Source organism: Escherichia sp. WS338 (assembly GCF_046486405.1).
GTDB lineage: Bacteria > Pseudomonadota > Gammaproteobacteria > Enterobacterales > Enterobacteriaceae > Escherichia > Escherichia coli.
Genome location: NZ_JBJQLL010000014.1, coordinates 1 through 18,391, shown reverse-complemented (window position 1 = coordinate 18,391; position 18,391 = coordinate 1). Strand labels below are relative to the sequence as shown.

The 18,391-nt window shown below is 50.3% G+C and carries 18 protein-coding genes; 10 read left to right on the top strand and 8 right to left on the bottom strand.

Features of this window, described 5'->3' with window-relative positions; all coding sequences use genetic code 11:
* The first annotated feature begins 228 nt into the window (after positions 1–228).
* Positions 229–888: a tellurite resistance TerB family protein gene (locus ACJHWT_RS14030; RefSeq protein WP_000024728.1), complete on the top strand. Its 660-nt coding sequence runs from the start codon at positions 229–231 to the stop codon at positions 886–888.
* 208 nt (positions 889–1,096) lie between these two features.
* Positions 1,097–3,157 (top strand): oligopeptidase B, encoded by a 2,061-nt coding sequence (gene ptrB / locus ACJHWT_RS14025; RefSeq protein WP_000936978.1) that lies wholly within the window; start codon positions 1,097–1,099, stop codon positions 3,155–3,157.
* Here the strand turns inward: ptrB and exoX are convergent.
* From exoX to holE, 3 genes are all read right to left on the bottom strand, one after another.
* A complete protein-coding gene (gene exoX / locus ACJHWT_RS14020) occupies positions 3,154–3,816 on the bottom strand; it encodes an exodeoxyribonuclease X (RefSeq protein ID WP_000944256.1) in 663 nt (220 codons plus the stop codon). The two genes, ptrB and exoX, sit on opposite strands and share 4 nt — an antisense overlap.
* 23 nt (positions 3,817–3,839) lie before the next feature.
* Positions 3,840–4,496, bottom strand: a complete 657-nt coding sequence (yobB, locus tag ACJHWT_RS14015) for a carbon-nitrogen hydrolase family protein YobB (RefSeq protein ID WP_000011673.1) — start codon at positions 4,494–4,496, stop codon at positions 3,840–3,842.
* Between the two features lie 101 nt (positions 4,497–4,597).
* Complete coding sequence (gene holE / locus ACJHWT_RS14010; RefSeq protein ID WP_000916759.1) at positions 4,598–4,828, bottom strand: DNA polymerase III subunit theta; 231 nt, start codon at positions 4,826–4,828, stop codon at positions 4,598–4,600.
* Between the two features lie 138 nt (positions 4,829–4,966).
* Between holE and yobA the strand changes: the two genes are divergently transcribed.
* The 4 genes from yobA to pphA all read left to right on the top strand — a co-directional run bounded on the left by yobA (position 4,967) and on the right by pphA (position 7,622).
* Positions 4,967–5,341 (top strand): CopC domain-containing protein YobA, encoded by a 375-nt coding sequence (gene yobA, locus ACJHWT_RS14005; RefSeq protein ID WP_000168747.1) that lies wholly within the window; start codon positions 4,967–4,969, stop codon positions 5,339–5,341.
* Positions 5,342–5,344: 3 nt separating this feature from the next.
* A complete protein-coding gene (gene copD, locus ACJHWT_RS14000; protein WP_000879316.1) occupies positions 5,345–6,217 on the top strand; it encodes a copper homeostasis membrane protein CopD in 873 nt (290 codons plus the stop codon).
* Between the two features lie 12 nt (positions 6,218–6,229).
* On the top strand, positions 6,230–6,571 hold the full coding sequence (locus ACJHWT_RS13995; RefSeq protein ID WP_000976472.1) for a YebY family protein: 342 nt from the start codon (positions 6,230–6,232) through the stop codon (positions 6,569–6,571).
* Between the two features lie 394 nt (positions 6,572–6,965).
* Entirely contained in the window at positions 6,966–7,622 is a 657-nt protein-coding gene (gene pphA, locus ACJHWT_RS13990; protein ID WP_000812744.1) for a protein-serine/threonine phosphatase, read from the top strand.
* Here pphA and ACJHWT_RS13985 read toward each other — a convergent pair whose 3' ends face one another.
* The 5 genes from ACJHWT_RS13985 to yebS form a co-directional block, all read right to left on the bottom strand.
* On the bottom strand, positions 7,623–7,814 hold the full coding sequence (locus ACJHWT_RS13985) for a YebW family protein (protein ID WP_001317886.1): 192 nt from the start codon (positions 7,812–7,814) through the stop codon (positions 7,623–7,625). It abuts the gene before it with no gap.
* A 104-nt stretch (positions 7,815–7,918) separates the two neighbouring features.
* On the bottom strand, positions 7,919–8,155 hold the full coding sequence (locus ACJHWT_RS13980; RefSeq protein WP_001295499.1) for a YebV family protein: 237 nt from the start codon (positions 8,153–8,155) through the stop codon (positions 7,919–7,921).
* Between the two features lie 117 nt (positions 8,156–8,272).
* Positions 8,273–9,712, bottom strand: coding sequence for a 16S rRNA (cytosine(1407)-C(5))-methyltransferase RsmF (rsmF, locus tag ACJHWT_RS13975; RefSeq protein WP_001317885.1), 1,440 nt, complete (start codon positions 9,710–9,712; stop codon positions 8,273–8,275).
* Between the two features lie 79 nt (positions 9,713–9,791).
* A complete protein-coding gene (gene yebT, locus ACJHWT_RS13970) occupies positions 9,792–12,425 on the bottom strand; it encodes a lipid-binding membrane homeostasis protein YebT (RefSeq protein WP_001306757.1) in 2,634 nt (877 codons plus the stop codon).
* Positions 12,394–13,677: a membrane integrity lipid transport subunit YebS gene (gene yebS / locus ACJHWT_RS13965; protein WP_001317883.1), complete on the bottom strand. Its 1,284-nt coding sequence runs from the start codon at positions 13,675–13,677 to the stop codon at positions 12,394–12,396. Before yebS ends, yebT begins: the two co-directional genes overlap by 32 nt.
* A gap of 129 nt (positions 13,678–13,806) precedes the next feature.
* Between yebS and msrC the strand changes: the two genes are divergently transcribed.
* The 4 genes from msrC (at position 13,807) to htpX (ending at position 18,240) form a co-directional block, all read left to right on the top strand.
* On the top strand, positions 13,807–14,304 hold the full coding sequence (gene msrC / locus ACJHWT_RS13960) for an L-methionine (R)-S-oxide reductase (protein WP_001033106.1): 498 nt from the start codon (positions 13,807–13,809) through the stop codon (positions 14,302–14,304).
* Between the two features lie 96 nt (positions 14,305–14,400).
* Positions 14,401–15,099, top strand: coding sequence for an RNA chaperone ProQ (gene proQ / locus ACJHWT_RS13955; RefSeq protein ID WP_000431370.1), 699 nt, complete (start codon positions 14,401–14,403; stop codon positions 15,097–15,099).
* Positions 15,100–15,118: 19 nt separating this feature from the next.
* Positions 15,119–17,167, top strand: a complete 2,049-nt coding sequence (gene prc, locus ACJHWT_RS13950; protein WP_001055809.1) for a carboxy terminal-processing peptidase — start codon at positions 15,119–15,121, stop codon at positions 17,165–17,167.
* Between the two features lie 191 nt (positions 17,168–17,358).
* A complete protein-coding gene (gene htpX, locus ACJHWT_RS13945; protein ID WP_024207718.1) occupies positions 17,359–18,240 on the top strand; it encodes a protease HtpX in 882 nt (293 codons plus the stop codon).
* Positions 18,241–18,391: the final 151 nt, after the last annotated feature.

Here is an 18,391-nt window from a genome sequence, read left to right as displayed (position 1 = left end):
CGTCGCATCGGGCAATCAGCGTCAAACAGTGCCACTCAAAACGTCAAACTACTTTCACCTAAAATACCCTTATCACCTGATATACAGTAAACACCTTACCTGGCGCGAATTTCTTTGAATAACGGTCTACCGCCCCGCTTATTTGCGCATCTTTTGTCTCAATATACATTTTCTGACATCCTCATCCGCTATGCTACAGGCACTAAAAATGGTTATTGAGGAGCAAATATGGCTAACTGGTTAAATCAACTGCAATCCCTGCTTGGGCAAAGCCGTTCTTCTACCTCCTCGTCTGCGGATCAGGGATTGGGCAAACTTTTAGTGCCTGGCGCATTAGGCGGACTGGCTGGGCTGCTGGTCGCAAATAAATCAGCACGGAAACTTCTTACGAAATATGGCACCAACGCGTTACTGGTTGGCGGCGGAGCGGTCGCGGGTACGGTGCTGTGGAATAAATACAAAGATAAAATTCGCGCGGCGCATCAGGACGAACCGCAGTTTGGCGCGCAAAGTACGCCGCTGGATGAGCGTACGGAACGTTTGATCCTTGCGCTGGTCTTTGCCGCTAAAAGTGATGGCCATATTGATGCCAAAGAACGTGCGGCAATCGACCAGCAATTGCGAGAAGCCGGTGTGGAAGAGAAGGGGCGTGTACTCATTGAGCAGGCAATCGAACAACCGCTGGATCCACAACGCCTGGCTACCGGGGTCCGCAATGAAGAAGAGGCGCTGGAAATCTATTTCCTGAGCTGCGCGGCTATTGATATTGACCATTTTATGGAACGCAGTTACCTGAATGCACTGGGTGATGCGCTGAAAATCCCCCAGGATGTTCGTGAAGGCATTGAACGCGATCTCGAACAGCAAAAACGTACTTTGGCGGAGTAATTCCGCTCTCTGGATAGCCTGAAGCTGATTATTTCGGGTTATCCAGAACCGCACAGCCATTTGAGCAGGCTGATTTTCTCTGTCTGCATAACATTCGATATCCGCGCCATTACCTGTCATCATCTAAGCAATGACTACCCTGTTTCGCTTGCATCCCCGGTGAGTTTTGCCACCCTTATAAGATGTTTCAACCAGAAAGAACAATAACATGCTACCAAAAGCCGCCCGCATTCCCCACGCCATGACGCTTCATGGCGATACGCGCATCGATAATTACTACTGGCTGCGGGACGATACGCGTTCTCAGCCGAAAGTCCTGGACTATCTGCAACAAGAAAATAGTTACGGTCATCGGGTGATGGCCTCGCAACAAGCCTTGCAGGATCGCATCTTAAAGGAAATCATCGACCGCATTCCGCAACGAGAAGTTTCTGCGCCCTACATCAAAAATGGCTACCGCTATCGGCATATTTATGAACCAGGCTGTGAATATGCTATCTACCAGCGTCAATCGGCGTTCAGTGAAGAGTGGGACGAGTGGGAAACATTGCTCGATGCCAACAAGCGCGCGGCTCATAGTGAGTTTTATTCGATGGGCGGAATGGCGATTACGCCAGATAACACCATTATGGCACTGGCAGAAGATTTTCTTTCCCGACGGCAGTATGGCATTCGTTTTCGTAATCTGGAAACAGGTAACTGGTACCCGGAACTGCTGGATAACGTTGAACCCAGCTTTGTCTGGGCAAATGACTCCTGGACTTTCTACTATGTTCGCAAGCATCCAGTGACGCTGCTGCCTTATCAGGTCTGGCGTCACGCCATCGGTACGCCAGCATCGCAAGATAAACTGATTTACGAAGAAAAAGACGATACCTATTACGTCAGCCTGCATAAAACGACCTCGAAGCATTATGTGGTCATTCATCTGGCCAGCGCCACCACCAGTGAAGTTCGCCTGCTGGACGCGGAAATGGCCGATGCCGAGCCGTTTGTTTTTCTGCCTCGCCGCAAAGATCACGAATACAGCCTTGATCACTACCAGCATCGGTTTTATCTGCGTTCCAACCGCCACGGTAAAAACTTTGGCTTATACCGTACCCGTATGCGTGATGAGCAACAGTGGGAAGAGTTAATTCCGCCACGTGATAACATTATGCTGGAAGGGTTTACGCTGTTTACCGACTGGCTGGTGGTTGAAGAGCGTCAGCGCGGGTTAACCAGTTTGCGCCAAATCAACCGCAAGACCCGGGAAGTCATTGGCATTGCCTTTGATGATCCGGCCTATGTGACCTGGATTGCCTACAATCCAGAACCTGAAACCGCGCGATTGCGTTATGGTTATTCTTCCATGACCACACCAGATACTTTGTTTGAACTGGATATGGATACCGGTGAGCGTCGTGTATTAAAACAAACGGAAGTTCCTGGTTTTGATGCGGCGAATTACCGCAGTGAACACCTGTGGATAGTCGCCCGTGATGGCGTCGAAGTTCCGGTTTCGCTGGTCTATCATCGCAAACATTTTCGCAAAGGACACAACCCGCTACTGGTGTATGGCTACGGTTCTTACGGCGCAAGTATTGATGCCGATTTCAGTTTTAGCCGCTTGAGTTTGTTAGATCGTGGCTTTGTCTACGCCATTGTCCATGTTCGCGGCGGTGGTGAGCTGGGGCAACAATGGTACGAAGACGGTAAATTTCTGAAGAAGAAAAATACGTTTAATGATTATCTTGATGCCTGCGATGCATTGTTAAAACTGGGCTATGGCTCTCCTTCGCTCTGTTATGCGATGGGCGGAAGTGCGGGGGGCATGTTGATGGGCGTTGCAATTAATCAACGCCCGGAATTATTCCACGGCGTTATCGCCCAGGTACCGTTTGTTGATGTTGTAACAACAATGCTTGATGAATCAATTCCTCTTACCACTGGTGAGTTTGAAGAGTGGGGGAATCCGCAGGATCCGCAATATTACGAGTACATGAAAAGCTACAGCCCATATGACAACGTCACCGCACAGGCTTATCCGCATTTACTGGTAACGACCGGTTTGCACGATTCTCAGGTGCAATATTGGGAACCGGCAAAATGGGTCGCTAAATTGCGCGAGCTGAAAACCGATGACCATCTTTTATTGCTCTGTACCGACATGGACTCAGGTCATGGCGGTAAATCTGGTCGCTTTAAATCGTACGAAGGCGTAGCGATGGAATATGCTTTTCTGGTCGCGCTGGCGCAGGGAACATTACCCGCTACGCCTGAGGATTAAGTATTTTCCAGATAATGTTTCAGTGTTAAACGCAGCTCCGGGCTCATGCTGTCCAGGTTATTAAACAACCAGCGCAGATAGCCCGGATCGCGTTCGGCAACGTCGGAAACCGCTTTGCCACGGTATTTGCCAAAGGTGAAGGTCGTCATCAACGACGGACGTCCGGTGATATCGGCCATCTGTTCTGCCGTCCAGCCGGAGGTGTTCATAATATCGATAAGCAACGCAGCGGTGATATAACAGTCATACAACGCGCGGTGATGATGCAGGCCCGGCGGCGTCTGTACATTGAGCTTCCGTGTTTTATATAACGCCATATTGCTGTACTTGATCCCTGGCCACAAACGACGGGCCAGTTTCATAGTGCAAATCCACTCACCGGGCATCTCAGGCAGTACGCGGCGGTCAAAGCTGGCGTTGTGCGCGACATACCATTCACTACCGTAATAGTGTGGGATCACATCTTCAATCCACGGTTTATCGGCGACCATGGCTTCGGTGATGCGATGAATCGCCATCGCTTGTGGACTAATAGGACGATCGGGGCGCACCAGGTGGCTCATGGGGTTGACGATTTTTCCGTCAATGACATCAACAGAGGCAATCTCAACGATCCCTCCCTGCAAACCGCAGGTTTCTGTATCGATAATGCGCAACATGGCATGCTCCAGGCCGAAAAAGCCTAGCGTAATGGAATGATATCGCCTTGCCAACCCTGTGATGAACGCTGACCGACTAACAATAATGAACCACGATCGGCGCGAACGATGAGACGACCATGTTCATCCCATAGTGCACTGTTACCACGGGCATTTGCCATCAGCACGGCAATTGAGTACTGATGTGAAAAAAATTGTAAGCGGCGGGTAGATGCCAGTAGGTCGGGTTCCCCCAGACATTGCCCTGTCGTAAACAGTGAACAGGTCGGGTCCATATCCATACCTTCCGGTTGTTCATCGACCACCGTGATGGTTCTGGAACGACGGCCCAGACATGCACCATGACTCTGATGGTAGATCCCTGGTGTTTTTCGCCACGGTGCGAACACCGCAATTCCACGAATAAAGCGATCGTTATATTCAACGGGAAGGCCGGCAATGATGGTCATTCGCCAGGTCGTTGCAGCATAACAAAGCGGGTCTAACAGCGAGAGATCGGGTGGGGCAGGAAGGGCACGTCGCGAATAATCACACCCCAGTAAAGAAAGCGATGGAAAAACTAATAGCTGACATTGTTGCCTGGCGGCGGCACTCACAAACTCCAGATGATGAGCTACCTGTTCGGTCAGTGAGGTTTTACGAGGCTCATATTGCGCTGCTGCAACTTTCCAGAACGACATAATGACTTCCTTTTCAAAATGACTGCAAATTATGGGTGCGGTTTAGAAAATACTCATAATTTAGCAGGCGTTATGTAAGAAAGTGTAACTCTGTATAAGTTTTATTTAAGTTTGGGCTCGTAAGGTAAACGTGACAGATTGACCGAAGCCAAACGGTGGGCGATAAGCCGCTCGCGAAACCAGTTGCGCAAATGTTCAGGCTGTTCACGTTCAACCGCTTCAGCGATCACCGGCATATTGTAGCGTTCTTTAAATGCCACCCCGGCCGCCGCCAAATCGACATTCACTTTATCCATTTCTGTTTGATCCAGTTTAGCCAGATTCTTCAGCATTCTTAATCTCCTCATCATTCGCGGGCAAAAGTTACTAAGAGTGAGCCTGGATGGCAAGCCGGAATTGATGATCCTCGACTCAGACATTAGACAAGGTTATGCTCTGTAAAAAAGTTATTACAAAAAGGAATAGATAATATGGCTTCAACTGCACGCTCCCTTCGCTACGCGCTGGCAATCCTGACCACTTCGTTGGTGACACCTTCCGTCTGGGCACATGCGCATTTAACGCATCAGTATCCTGCAGCAAATGCGCAAGTGACAGCTGCCCCGCAGGCAATCACTTTAAACTTCTCGGAAGGCGTTGAAACAGGATTCAGTGGTGCAAAAATCACGGGGCCAAAAAACGAAAATATTAAAACATTACCGGCGAAGCGAAATGAGCAGGACCAAAAGCAACTGATTGTTCCACTGGCCGATTCGCTGAAACCCGGAACCTACACCGTTGACTGGCATGTTGTTTCGGTGGACGGGCATAAAACGAAAGGACACTACACCTTTAGCGTGAAATAAATCATGCTGGCGTTTACCTGGATCGCGCTGCGATTTATCCATTTCACCTCGTTGATGCTGGTTTTTGGCTTCGCAATGTACGGTGCCTGGCTGGCCCCCTTAACGATTCGTCGCTTGCTGACGAAGCGTTTTCTGCGTTTACAACAGCACGCTGCCGTCTGGAGTTTGATCAGTGCCACTGCAATGCTCGCCGTTCAGGGCGGGTTGATGGGAACGGGATGGTCAGATGTATTTTCGCCAAACATTTGGCTGGCTGTTTTGCAAACGCAGTTTGGTGGCATCTGGTTATGGCAAATTGTTCTCGCCCTCGTAACGTTGATCGTTGCCCTTATGCAACCGCAGAATATGCCACGTTTGCTATTTATGCTCACTACCGCGCAATTTATTCTGCTGGCGGGAGTCGGGCATGCGACGCTGAATGAAGGGGTAACGGCGAAAATCCATCAGACTAATCACGCAATTCACCTGATCTGTGCGGCGGCGTGGTTTGGGGGATTACTGCCGGTGCTCTGGTGTATGCAACTCATCAAAGGCCGTTGGCGACACCAGGCTATTCAGGCGCTGATGCGTTTTTCCTGGTGCGGGCATTTTGCGGTGATCGGCGTACTGGCAAGCGGCGTGCTTAATGCATTGTTGATTACCGGATTTCCCCCCACGCTTACGACTTACTGGGGCCAACTCTTAATGCTCAAAGCCATCCTGGTGATGATTATGGTGGTCATCGCGCTGGCTAATCGTTATGTTCTTGTACCGCGCATGAGGCAGGATGAAGATCGTGCGGCTCCCTGGTTTGTGTGGATGACTAAACTCGAATGGGCGATAGGTGCGGTAGTGCTGGTGATCATCAGCCTGCTTGCGACTCTCGAACCTTTTTGATGGATTACGAAAATGATGAAAAAAAGTATTCTGGCGTTTCTGTTACTCACCAGTTCTGCAGCGGCGCTGGCGGCACCGCAGGTGATTACCGTCAGCCGTTTTGAAGTGGGTAAAGACAAATGGGCGTTTAATCGCGAAGAGGTGATGCTGACTTGCCGACCGGGTAATGCTTTGTATGTCATCAACCCAAGTACCCTCGTGCAGTATCCTTTAAACGATATCGCACAAAAGGAAGTTGCCAGTGGGAAGACTAAAGCCCAACCCATTTCGGTGATTCAGATTGATGATCCTAACAATCCCGGCGAAAAAATGAGTCTGGCACCGTTTATAGAGCGAGCTGAAAAACTCTGTTAATTACCTAAAATAGCCTTTTGATTTCCAATAAAAAACCGCCTCAGTTCTTTCACCAGAACGGGCGGTTTTTAACATTTAAGCTGATGACCACCACGCTTTTTATTGACCATTTTGCACGCAAACTGGAAAACCTGGCGTCGTCATCTATTCTTAAAGAGCAAGGCAACTAAGCCTGCATTAATGCCAACTTTTAGCGCACGGCTCTCTCCCAAGAGCCATTTCCCTGGACCGAATACAGGAATCGTGTTCGGTCTCTTTTTATCTGTTAAAAGCCAGAAGCATTCCCTTCGCTGACTTTATAGTCAACCATAACACACACTCTACTGTCTGAGTCCAGCGTTTTTTAACATTCTTGTTAAGATTATGTGATCTTTAGCGCGGGAGGAAAATATTGATGAAACAGCCTGCGCCCGTTTATCAGAGAATTGCGGGTCATCAATGGCGACATATCTGGCTTTCAGGCGATATACACGGTTGTCTTGAGCAGTTGCGCCGCAAATTATGGCATTGTCGTTTTGATCCGTGGCGAGATTTACTTATCTCAGTGGGAGACGTTATCGATCGTGGGCCGCAAAGTTTACGTTGCCTGCAGTTACTGGAACAACATTGGGTTCGTGCGGTAAGAGGCAATCATGAACAGATGGCGATGGATGCGCTGGCATCCCGGCAGATGTCTTTATGGTTGATGAATGGCGGCGACTGGTTTATTGCGCTGGCAGATAATCACCAGAAACAAGCGAAAACGGCGCTGGAAAAATGTCAGCATTTGCCCTTTATTCTTGAAGTACACAGTCGCACCGGCAAACATGTTATTGCTCATGCCGATTATCCAGATGATGTTTATGAATGGCAAAAGGACGTCGATTTGCATCAGATCTTGTGGAGCCGCTCGCGATTAGGTGAACACCAAAAAGGGCAGGGAATTGCAGGTGCTGATCATTTCTGGTTTGGTCATACACCTTTGCGCCATCGCGTGGATATTGGCAACCTGCATTATATTGATACCGGTGCTGTCTTTGGGGGAGAACTGACTCTTGTGCAATTGCAATAATTAAAAATCACCGTACTCCTGTGCAGGTCGCCAGAAACCATCTATAAAATCCTCAATCGGAAAACAACCGCCATGACGGATCCGTTGATCGCTCATAGAATAGAGACACTGCTGTTCCGTGTTGTAGATATCCACAACAATATCTTCACAACCGCCATCCAGGTAGCAAACAAAAAGTACCAGCGCGAACATTTCATCCCCGAAGTGTGGTGCCGTACCGTTAAGTTTAGGAGAGATTTTACAACGGGGGAATAACCAGGACAAATAACCCGCCATGCCGACGGGTTCTTTTTGGATCAGGCAAGACGCATAATCCAGGCATCAGATTGTTGATCGTAACGGGTACGGTAAAGGACAGAGTGTTCGCCATTTAGCAGGGCAGGGATACTGGTTTCAGCATCCCAGGCATCCAGTTGCATACATAAATCGGGGTCTGATTTACAAGGAATGGTTAACGTTCGATCACCCGGCGATTCGCCGTGTAATTCGCCGTCGTCGATTTCAAAAGCGCCTATGCGCACACTGGTTTTCATCTTCGTGCTCTCCATTTAGCTGCCGATTGTGGTACGACCAGTCCGATCGCACCATTTTTCAGCCTAGTTGAGGCAGCCGAATGTGCCAGTCAAAAAGTGCGCTTTTTTTGTGCGCTGTCAGGCGTTACCGGTAAAAAGTTTCCCGTCTCGCACCAGTTCACGCGGGTAGCTGTTTTTCAGTCGCGAACCAATTCGTTTGGCTAAACCAATCGGCTGATGCTGGAAAGTAACCAATACATCATCCGCTACTGGCGCGGCTTGCGGGTAAACATCGCGCCCGCGATACCACTCTTCCGCTTCCTGCGGTGTCAGTTCAAAAGCGTTCACATTGTCGGGGGAGGCAAGGGCAATAACCGCTTCATGCTGCCAGCGATAACCTTTGTTGTGCGTTTCGGCAAGTTTAATCCCCAGGCGAGAAAATCGGACTTTACCGATCAGGGCTTCAATGTCTACCGGAAACAACCACACTTCTTTGTCGCGCTGCCAGAGTCGCAGGTTTTCATCCCAGTTTAAGCCAACACCTGCAGCCGCCTGACGAATTTGTCCGGCTTCGCGATCTTTCACCGGGCTAAACGGAAAATTGCCCACTTTGTATTTTGGGGCGGGTAAGGCGGGAATCGCCTGAGTTTTACGCAGACGAGCAACGAAGAAGCCTTCGCAGTCGTAAATTTGTGGGAAAACATGCAAAAAGCCTTCCTCGGTCAGCGCCTTGTTTGCACCAGGGAAGAGATCGCCAAGCGGTAAAAACTCTACTGCGTCGGGGTAAGTCTCTTTCAGCCACCGGCAAACGGCTTCGTTTTCTTCCTGGTTTAAGGTACAGGTCGAGTAAACCAGCGTACCGCCAGGGCGTAATGCATGAAAGGCGCTGTCGATCAGTTCCCGTTGGGTAGCTGCGATTTCCTGATTGCTTTCTGGTGACCAGTTTTTTAGCGCATCGGGATCTTTACGCACCACGCCTTCGCCGGAGCAGGGAGCGTCCAGCAAAATGGCATCAAACATTTCTGGCACTGCCGCACCAAACACGCGGCCATCAAAATGTGTGAGCGCAACATTACTGATGCCACAGCGGCTGATATTGGCATGTAACACTTTTACCCGACTGGCGGAAAACTCATTGGCAAGGATTGCCCCTTCGTTATTCATCCGCGCGGCAATTTGCGTCGTTTTGGAGCCAGGCGCGGCAGCGACATCCATCACCCGCTGTGGTGCATTACCGTCAGCAAACAAGGCGGCAACAGGCAACATTGAACTGGCTTCCTGAATATAAAACAGGCCACTTAAATGCTCGGCGGTACTACCCAATGGCAATGCATCTTCATTGTCGCGTTCAATCCAGAAACCTTCTTCACACCACGGAATTGGCGTAAGCGTCCAGCCATAAGGAGCGGTTAATTGCAGGAAATCAGCAACGGAGATTTTCAGCGTATTAACGCGAATGCTGCGGCGCAACGGGCGCTGACAGGCGGCAAGAAAATCATCAAAAGAGAGCGTCGAAGGCATCGCTTCGCGCATTTGCGTCAGAAAGGCGTCCGGGAAATAAACGGTGTGTTGGGCCACGAGCATATACCACTGGCAAAAAAACAGGCGCGCAGTTTAGCATAAACGCTCCGGCGCAGGCACGCCGGAGCAGTGGGCATTATTTGGGAAGCGCAGTACCCCATTCACGCCACTCTTTCGGTTCACTTTCCTGCAACAGGAAGTGCTTGCCTTCCTGGGCTTTCGGTGCCAGTGGCGTACCTGGAGGCGTGGCGAAGGCGATGCCGCCACGGATAAACTGGTTAAAGGTGCCGGTTTTCACTACGCCGCCCGTCAGACCAAAGTCCAGACTGTAACCCGATGCCAACCAGAAGACGGAATTGTTACGCACCAGGTGTTGATAGCGTTTACTGATGCGCATCGCAATCATCACGCGATCTGACAATGTCCCCAGCGTCATTCCGGTAACCGTACCGACTTCCAGACCACGGAACAGCACAGGCGTACCGATGCCTAACGAACCGGCTTCCGGCGCTTCAACAATAATGCTTAAGCCATCCAGGTAACGCGAATCAGTTATGGTAGCCTCTTGTAATTCAAAGTCGCGCCGAGGATTGCCCCGGCCTGGTTCGACGTTGATATACGGCTGGAGGATAGTATCAAGATGCTCAACGCCAGCTGCCGAAATTTGCGGTGTGACCACTGAGAAGCGTGTACCACCGCGTGCAAAGGTCTGGACATATTCCGGGTAAAGTACCGCCTTTGCCTGTACTTCATTGCGCGCGGTAATCAGATCCAGCGTCTGGATTTGCCCGATATCAATACCGAGATAGCGAATTGGCATCCCGACCGCCAGTTTTCCGGCATCGAAAGCGTGAAGCGTAATTTGCCCGCCAACCGCACGGGCCGCTGTTTCGGAAGCATACAGAATACGCTTGTCGCCTTTACGCTGACTGGCGCTGGCACCGCTGAGGTTATCGAAGCTAATAGCCCCCTTTAATGCTCTGGAGAGCGGGGATGCCTGTACGGTCAGACCACTACCATTTAGCTGAACTTTCGCCCCACCTTCTGCCCAGAACACGCTGTTGCTGGTCAGAAGGTTGCGATACTCCGGCTTAATATGCAGATCGATATCAAACGCGTTAGCTCGCGGACGCACAGTAATAACTTCACCAACTTCAAATTTACGGTACAGCACTACCGATCCTGCCTGCACATCCGGCAGCGTCTCTGCACTCAAACTTACGGTTGTGGTGGGTAAATCGCTAAGGCTGTTCTCCAGCGCTTTTTCCAGATTGGCATACAGTGGATAGCTGGCTTTCATCTCGCCTTTATCGCCCGGCAGAATACGTATCCCGCCGTTAATCCATTCTGAGGCGCTGGCACCGAGAAACTCAACGCCATCCAGCCCCACCTTCACGTCGACACGGCTGTTGACGACAAATTTGCTATCGCCTTTTACCAGTTCGCGATGCTGAGGCTCGATGGCGACGGTAAAGGTAACGCCTTTGCTGGTGAGTTTACGATCAATAACCTGGCCTACTTGCACACCGTGGAGAATGAGCGGCTGACCAGCATCAATACCGTAACTTTCTGGTGCTGTCAGGGTCAGTGTCAGAACATCCGGCTCTTGTAGCAGGGCTTTTTCGCCTGGCACAACAACGAACTCTTTGCGTGGCTCACCATCGCCGGGCACCAACTCAAAGGTTTTTCCGGTCAGCAGGGCGCTGAGATTGGCATCGCTAAGGGATAATTTCGGATTACGTAATTCGATGCGGGTATTTTCCCGTAACAGCGTAACGACGCTGGGATCAACGGTCATTTCTCCGGTGACTTTACCACCAGGATTTAAATCCAGTTTAGTCAGCTGTCCGACTTCCAGCCCCTGATACATTAACGGCGTCGAGTCGGCGGTTAATCCGGCCCCACTCGGCAGTTCCAGTTTTATTATTACGCCACGCTGGCTGTGGGCGAGATCTTCATACAGACCAAAGGTATCTTCCGCCTCGGCAGGTTTCGACTCTTCAGGTGAATCGAAGGCAATCGCACCGTTAACCAGTGCCGCCAGACTTTCCAGTTTCACCTTCGCGCCACTGATACTGACGTTGGCATCAACGCCGGAAACGTTCCAGAAACGGCTACCTTTTTTCACCAGGTCGGTAAAACGCCGCTCGATCAGGACATCAATCACCACGCCTTGCTTATTGGGATTGATGGCATAGTCGTAGACTTTACCCACCGGGATCTTACGGAAATAGACCAATGAACCGCTGTTCAGTGAACCGAGATCGGGGGCTTGCAGGTGGATCATCAGATCGCCATTATCCAGCCGATACTTCGGTTGGGTATCGAGTGCGACAAAGTGATCCTGCTCTTTACCTTTACCTGGCATCATGCCGATATAGTTACCACCGACGAGGGCATCCAGCCCGGAGACACCTGCCAGTGAGGCCTTTGGCGTCACCAGCCAGAACTGTGTCTCTTCGCGCAGCGCATCTTTCATATCAGACTTGATGCTGACCTTGACTTCAATCTTACGAAGATCGTCGCTCAGGCTGATATCCTGCACAGTTCCGACTTCAACGCCCTGATAACGAACAGGGGTGCGGCCCGGGACAATACCATCCGCCGACATAAAGTCGATGGTGACGGTATTACCCCGGTCCTGATAACTATCCCAAATCAGCCAACCGGCAATCATTAGCGCGATGAACGGCAGCAGCCAGAAAGGTGAGATACGGCGTTTATTTTTAATCTGCGCTTCAGTCGTCGAAGCGGGCGTTTCCTGACTCATGTGCATCCCAAAGTAAGCGGCTGTCCAGCCATTCCACAGCAAGAATAGTCAAAATTACCGCTGCGCCGAAATAAAACGCAGCCGGTCCCATAGTAAAAGCGAGGATCTGATCGCGATTAATCAGCGACATGGTTAAAGATATGACAAACAGGTCGAGCATCGACCAGCGACCAATCCAGGTCACCATCCGCAGTAACAGAATGCGTGTGCGTAAACCTTGCTGGCATTTAAAATGAATACTCAACAGTAAAGTGAACATGACGATCACTTTAGTAAACGGTACCAGAATACTGGCGATAAACACGATTCCCGCAACGGCAATGTTGCTACTTGCCAGCGACATAATCCCGGAAAGAATCGTATCTTCCTGCCGGCCACCATTCAGATAAATGATAGAAATAGGCAACAGGTTGGCAGGTAACAACAAAACGATTGACGCTAACAGCGCCGCCCAGCATTTTTGCAGACTATGACGGCGACGCAGGCGTAGCGGGATATGGCAACGCGGGCAGCGACCACGCTGATCAGGATAGCCGGTAAAATGGCACCCAAGACAGACACGGAGTTTCTCGTCTCTACGCGTAGTGGGGCGCTGTGGATAAAATCGCTCCCACAGTTCTTCGACATTGAGATGTGACAACGTCACCGTCGTTAAAATCACCAACGCCACAAAAGAGAACAAGCCGACACCCGCCTGGATATGGGCATAATCTTGTACCTTTATAGAAGCAACGCCAATGCCGACCAGGTAGATATCCAGCATTACCCACTCTTTAAGTCGCTCAAGCATCAGCAGTACCGGGCGTAGATTCATTCCCAGTCGGTTACCAAACCATAAATAAGCTATGGAGGTCACCAGAATGAGGGGGGCACCAATAACGCAAAAAAAGACCATTGATCCCGTTATCGCATCGCCCTGTTTGGTCATTTGCCAGATGCCTTGCATGACGTTGGCGTCAATACGAATGCCTAACAGCCAGATATGCAACAGCGGTTCGCCCCAGGCAAACGGCATCAGCAACAGCATGGTGAAGGCCATTGCCGCCAGGCGCGTTAGCGACCAGTCGCGCCCGTCACGAATTTTTGCCTGACAGCGCGGACAATAGGCACTTTGATGAGAATTTATCTCGGGCAGGCTAAACAGCATGTCACATTGCGGGCAACGTTGGTAATCACCACGCGGCAGTTCCTCACCGATAGCCCTCACTGTTATCTTTTTTGTCGGCGTAATTTGTGGTGTGTTAAGAGCCATGACGTGCCAAATGTAATAAGAATTAACATTAATCTTAACCCATGATTGGAATGATCTTGAGCATTAACGCATTTAATGCTTATTTTAATAGGCTGGCAGTTCCTGGTAAGACAACCAAGTGATTACATAATGAACAAAATAGAATTTTACGCGGATTTAAATCGCGACTTTAACGCGCTGATGGCAGGAGAAACCAGTTTTCTGGCAACGCTTGCGAACACCAGTGCGTTGTTATATGAGCGTCTCACTGACGTAAACTGGGCAGGTTTTTATTTGCTTGAGGACGATACACTGGTACTCGGACCATTTCAGGGCAAAATTGCCTGTGTCCGGATACCCGTCGGGCGCGGCGTGTGCGGCACTGCGGTTGCCCGCAATCAAGTGCAGCGTATCGAGGATGTTCATGTGTTTGACGGGCATATTGCCTGTGATGCGGCGAGTAATTCTGAAATTGTTCTGCCGCTGGTGGTGAAAAATCAGATTATTGGTGTTCTCGACATCGATAGTACCGTCTTCGGTCGCTTTACAGACGAGGACGAGCAAGGCTTACGTCAGCTTGTGGCACAGCTTGAAAAAGTGCTTGCAACGACGGATTACAAAAAATTCTTTGCGAGCGTCGCAGGATAATCAACGGATAACGTAGCATTTACTGATAGCGTCATTATAATGACGCCTGTTCATGCCTGCGCTTGTTGGCTACGTCCGTTGTAATCAGGAAATTTCATGGAAAATCAACCTAAGTTGAATAGCAGTAAAGAAGTAATCGCGTTTCTGGCCGAACGTTTTCCCCACTGTTTCAGTGCGGAAGGTGAAGCGCGTCCGCTGAAAATCGGTATTTTTCAGGATTTGGTCGATCGTGTTGCCGGGGAAATGAACCTGAGCAAAACGCAATTGCGATCCGCTTTACGTCTCTACACTTCGAGCTGGCGTTATCTTTACGGTGTTAAACCCGGCGCAACGCGTGTCGATCTTGACGGCAACCCATGCGGTGAGCTGGACGAGCAACATGTAGAGCATGCTCGCAAGCAGCTTGAAGAAGCGAAAGCGCGTGTTCAGGCACAGCGTGCTGAACAGCAAGCGAAAAAACGCGAAGCTGCCGCAGCTGCTGGTGAGAAAGAAGACGCACCGCGCCGCGAACGCAAGCCACGTCCGACCACGCCACGCCGCAAAGAAGGCGCTGAACGTAAACCTCGTGCGCAAAAGCCGGTAGAGAAAGCGCCAAAAACAGTAAAAGCACCTCGCGAAGAACAGCACACCCCGGTTTCTGACATTTCAGCTCTGACTGTCGGACAAGCCCTGAAGGTGAAAGCGGGTCAAAACGCGATGGATGCCACCGTATTAGAAATCACCAAAGACGGCGTCCGCGTCCAGCTGAATTCGGGTATGTCTTTGATTGTGCGCGCAGAACACCTGGTGTTCTGAAACGGAGGCCGGGCCAGGCATGAACATGTTTTTTAGGCTTACCGCGTTAGCTGGCCTGCTTGCAATAGCAGGCCAGACCTTCGCTGTAGAAGATATCACGCGTGCTGATCAAATTCCGGTATTAAAGGAAGAGACGCAGCATGCGACGGTAAGTGAGCGCGTAACGTCGCGCTTCACCCGTTCTCATTATCGCCAGTTCGACCTCGATCAGACATTTTCGGCCAAAATCTTTGACCGCTACCTGAATCTGCTCGATTACAGCCACAACGTGCTGTTGGCAAGCGATGTTGAACAGTTCGCGAAAAAGAAAACCGAGTTAGGCGATGAACTGCGTTCAGGCAAACTCGACGTTTTCTACGATCTCTACAATCTGGCGCAAAAGCGTCGTTTTGAACGTTACCAGTACGCTTTGTCGGTACTGGAAAAGCCGATGGATTTCACCGGCAACGACACTTATAACCTTGACCGCAGCAAAGCGCCCTGGCCGAAAAACGAGGCTGAGTTGAACGCGCTGTGGGACAGTAAAGTCAAATTCGACGAGTTAAGCCTGAAGCTGGCAGGAAAAACGGATAAAGAAATTCGTGAAACCCTGACTCGCCGCTACAAATTTGCCATTCGTCGTCTGGCGCAAACCAACAGCGAAGATGTTTTCTCGCTGGCAATGACGGCGTTTGCGCGTGAAATCGACCCGCATACCAACTATCTTTCCCCGCGTAATACCGAACAGTTCAACACTGAAATGAGTTTGTCGCTGGAAGGTATTGGCGCAGTGCTGCAAATGGATGATGACTACACCGTTATCAATTCGATGGTGGCAGGAGGCCCGGCAGCGAAGAGTAAAGCTATCAGCGTTGGTGACAAAATTGTCGGTGTTGGTCAAACAGGCAAGCCGATGGTTGACGTGATTGGCTGGCGTCTTGATGATGTGGTTGCCTTAATTAAAGGGCCGAAGGGCAGTAAAGTTCGTCTGGAAATTTTACCTGCTGGTAAAGGGACCAAGACCCGTACTGTAACGTTGACCCGTGAACGTATTCGCCTCGAAGACCGCGCGGTTAAAATGTCGGTGAAGACCGTCGGTAAAGAGAAAGTCGGCGTGCTGGATATTCCGGGCTTCTATGTGGGTTTGACAGACGATGTCAAAGTGCAACTGCAGAAACTGGAAAAACAGAATGTCAGCAGCGTCATCATCGACCTGCGTAGCAATGGTGGTGGGGCGCTGACCGAAGCGGTATCGCTCTCCGGTCTGTTTATTCCATCCGGCCCGATTGTTCAGGTCCGTGATAACAACGGTAAAGTTCGTGAAGACAGCGATACCGACGGACAGGTCTTCTATAAAGGCCCGCTGGTGGTACTGGTTGACCGTTTCAGTGCTTCGGCTTCAGAAATCTTTGCCGCGGCAATGCAGGATTACGGTCGTGCGCTGGTTGTGGGTGAACCGACGTTTGGTAAAGGCACCGTTCAGCAATACCGTTCATTGAACCGTATTTACGATCAGATGTTACGTCCTGAATGGCCAGCGCTGGGTTCTGTGCAGTACACGATCCAGAAATTCTATCGCGTTAACGGCGGCAGTACGCAACGTAAAGGCGTAACGCCAGACATCATCATGCCGACGGGTAATGAAGAAACGGAAACCGGTGAGAAATTCGAAGATAACGCGCTGCCGTGGGATAGCATCGATGCCGCGACCTATGTGAAATCAGGCGATTTAACGGCCTTTGGACCGGAGCTGCTGAAGGAACATAATGCGCGTATCGCGAAAGATCCTGAGTTCCAGAACATCATGAAGGATATCGCGCGCTTCAACGCCATGAAGGACAAGCGCAATATCGTTTCTCTGAATTACGCTGTGCGTGAGAAAGAGAATAATGAAGATGATGCGACGCGTCTGGCGCGTTTGAACGAACGCTTTAAACGCGAAGGTAAACCGGAGTTGAAGAAACTGGATGATCTACCGAAAGATTACCAGGAGCCGGATCCTTATCTGGATGAGACGGTGAATATCGCACTCGATCTGGCGAAGCTTGAAAAAGCCAGACCCGCGGAACAACCCGCTCCCGTCAAGTAATATCAATCAGGCACAAGAAATTGTGCCTGATTTTTTAACAGCGGCAAGATGCCGTAAATCAGATGCTACAAAATGTAAAGTTGTGTCTTTCTGGTGACTTACGCACTATCCAGACTTGAAAATAGTCGCGTAACCCATACGATGTGGGTATCGCATATTGCGTTTTGTTAAACTGAGGTAAAAAGAAAATTATGATGCGAATCGCGCTCTTCCTGCTAACGAACCTGGCCGTAATGGTCGTTTTCGGGCTGGTACTGAGCCTGACAGGGATACAGTCGAGCAGCGTTCAGGGGCTGATGATCATGGCCTTGCTGTTCGGTTTTGGTGGTTCCTTCGTTTCGCTTCTGATGTCCAAATGGATGGCATTACGATCTGTTGGCGGGGAAGTGATCGAGCAACCGCGTAACGAAAGGGAACGTTGGCTGGTCAATACTGTAGCAACCCAGGCTCGTCAGGCGGGGATCGCTATGCCGCAAGTGGCTATCTACCATGCGCCGGACATCAACGCTTTTGCAACCGGTGCGCGCCGTGATGCCTCTCTGGTTGCTGTCAGCACCGGTTTGCTGCAGAACATGAGCCCGGATGAAGCCGAGGCGGTAATTGCTCACGAAATCAGCCACATCGCCAATGGTGATATGGTCACCATGACGCTGATTCAGGGCGTGGTGAACACCTTCGTTATCTTTATTTCCCGTATTCTGGCGCAGCTTGCCGCGGGTTTTATGGGCGGAAATAGTGATGAAGGTGAAGAGAGCAACGGCAACCCGCTGATCTACTTTGCGGTTGCAACGGTTCTGGAACTGGTGTTTGGTATTCTGGCGAGCATTATCACCATGTGGTTCTCGCGTCATCGTGAATTCCACGCCGATGCGGGTTCAGCAAAACTGGTTGGTCGCGAGAAAATGATTGCTGCATTGCAGCGCCTGAAAACCAGCTATGAACCGCAAGAAGCAACCAGCATGATGGCTTTCTGTATTAACGGTAAGTCGAAATCGCTCAGTGAGTTGTTCATGACTCACCCGCCGCTGGATAAACGTATTGAAGCTCTGCGTACGGGTGAATACCTGAAGTAATATGAAGTAAATACTAAAAAGCGCGTCCTGATCGACGCGCTTTTTTTGTGCACAGAAAACCCCCAGCTAGGCTGGGGGTTCCGGAAAGCTTTCAGCTTTGAGCCAGTTATTAAAACCCCTTTTGATTTGTTAAAACACCTTGCGGTCTGGC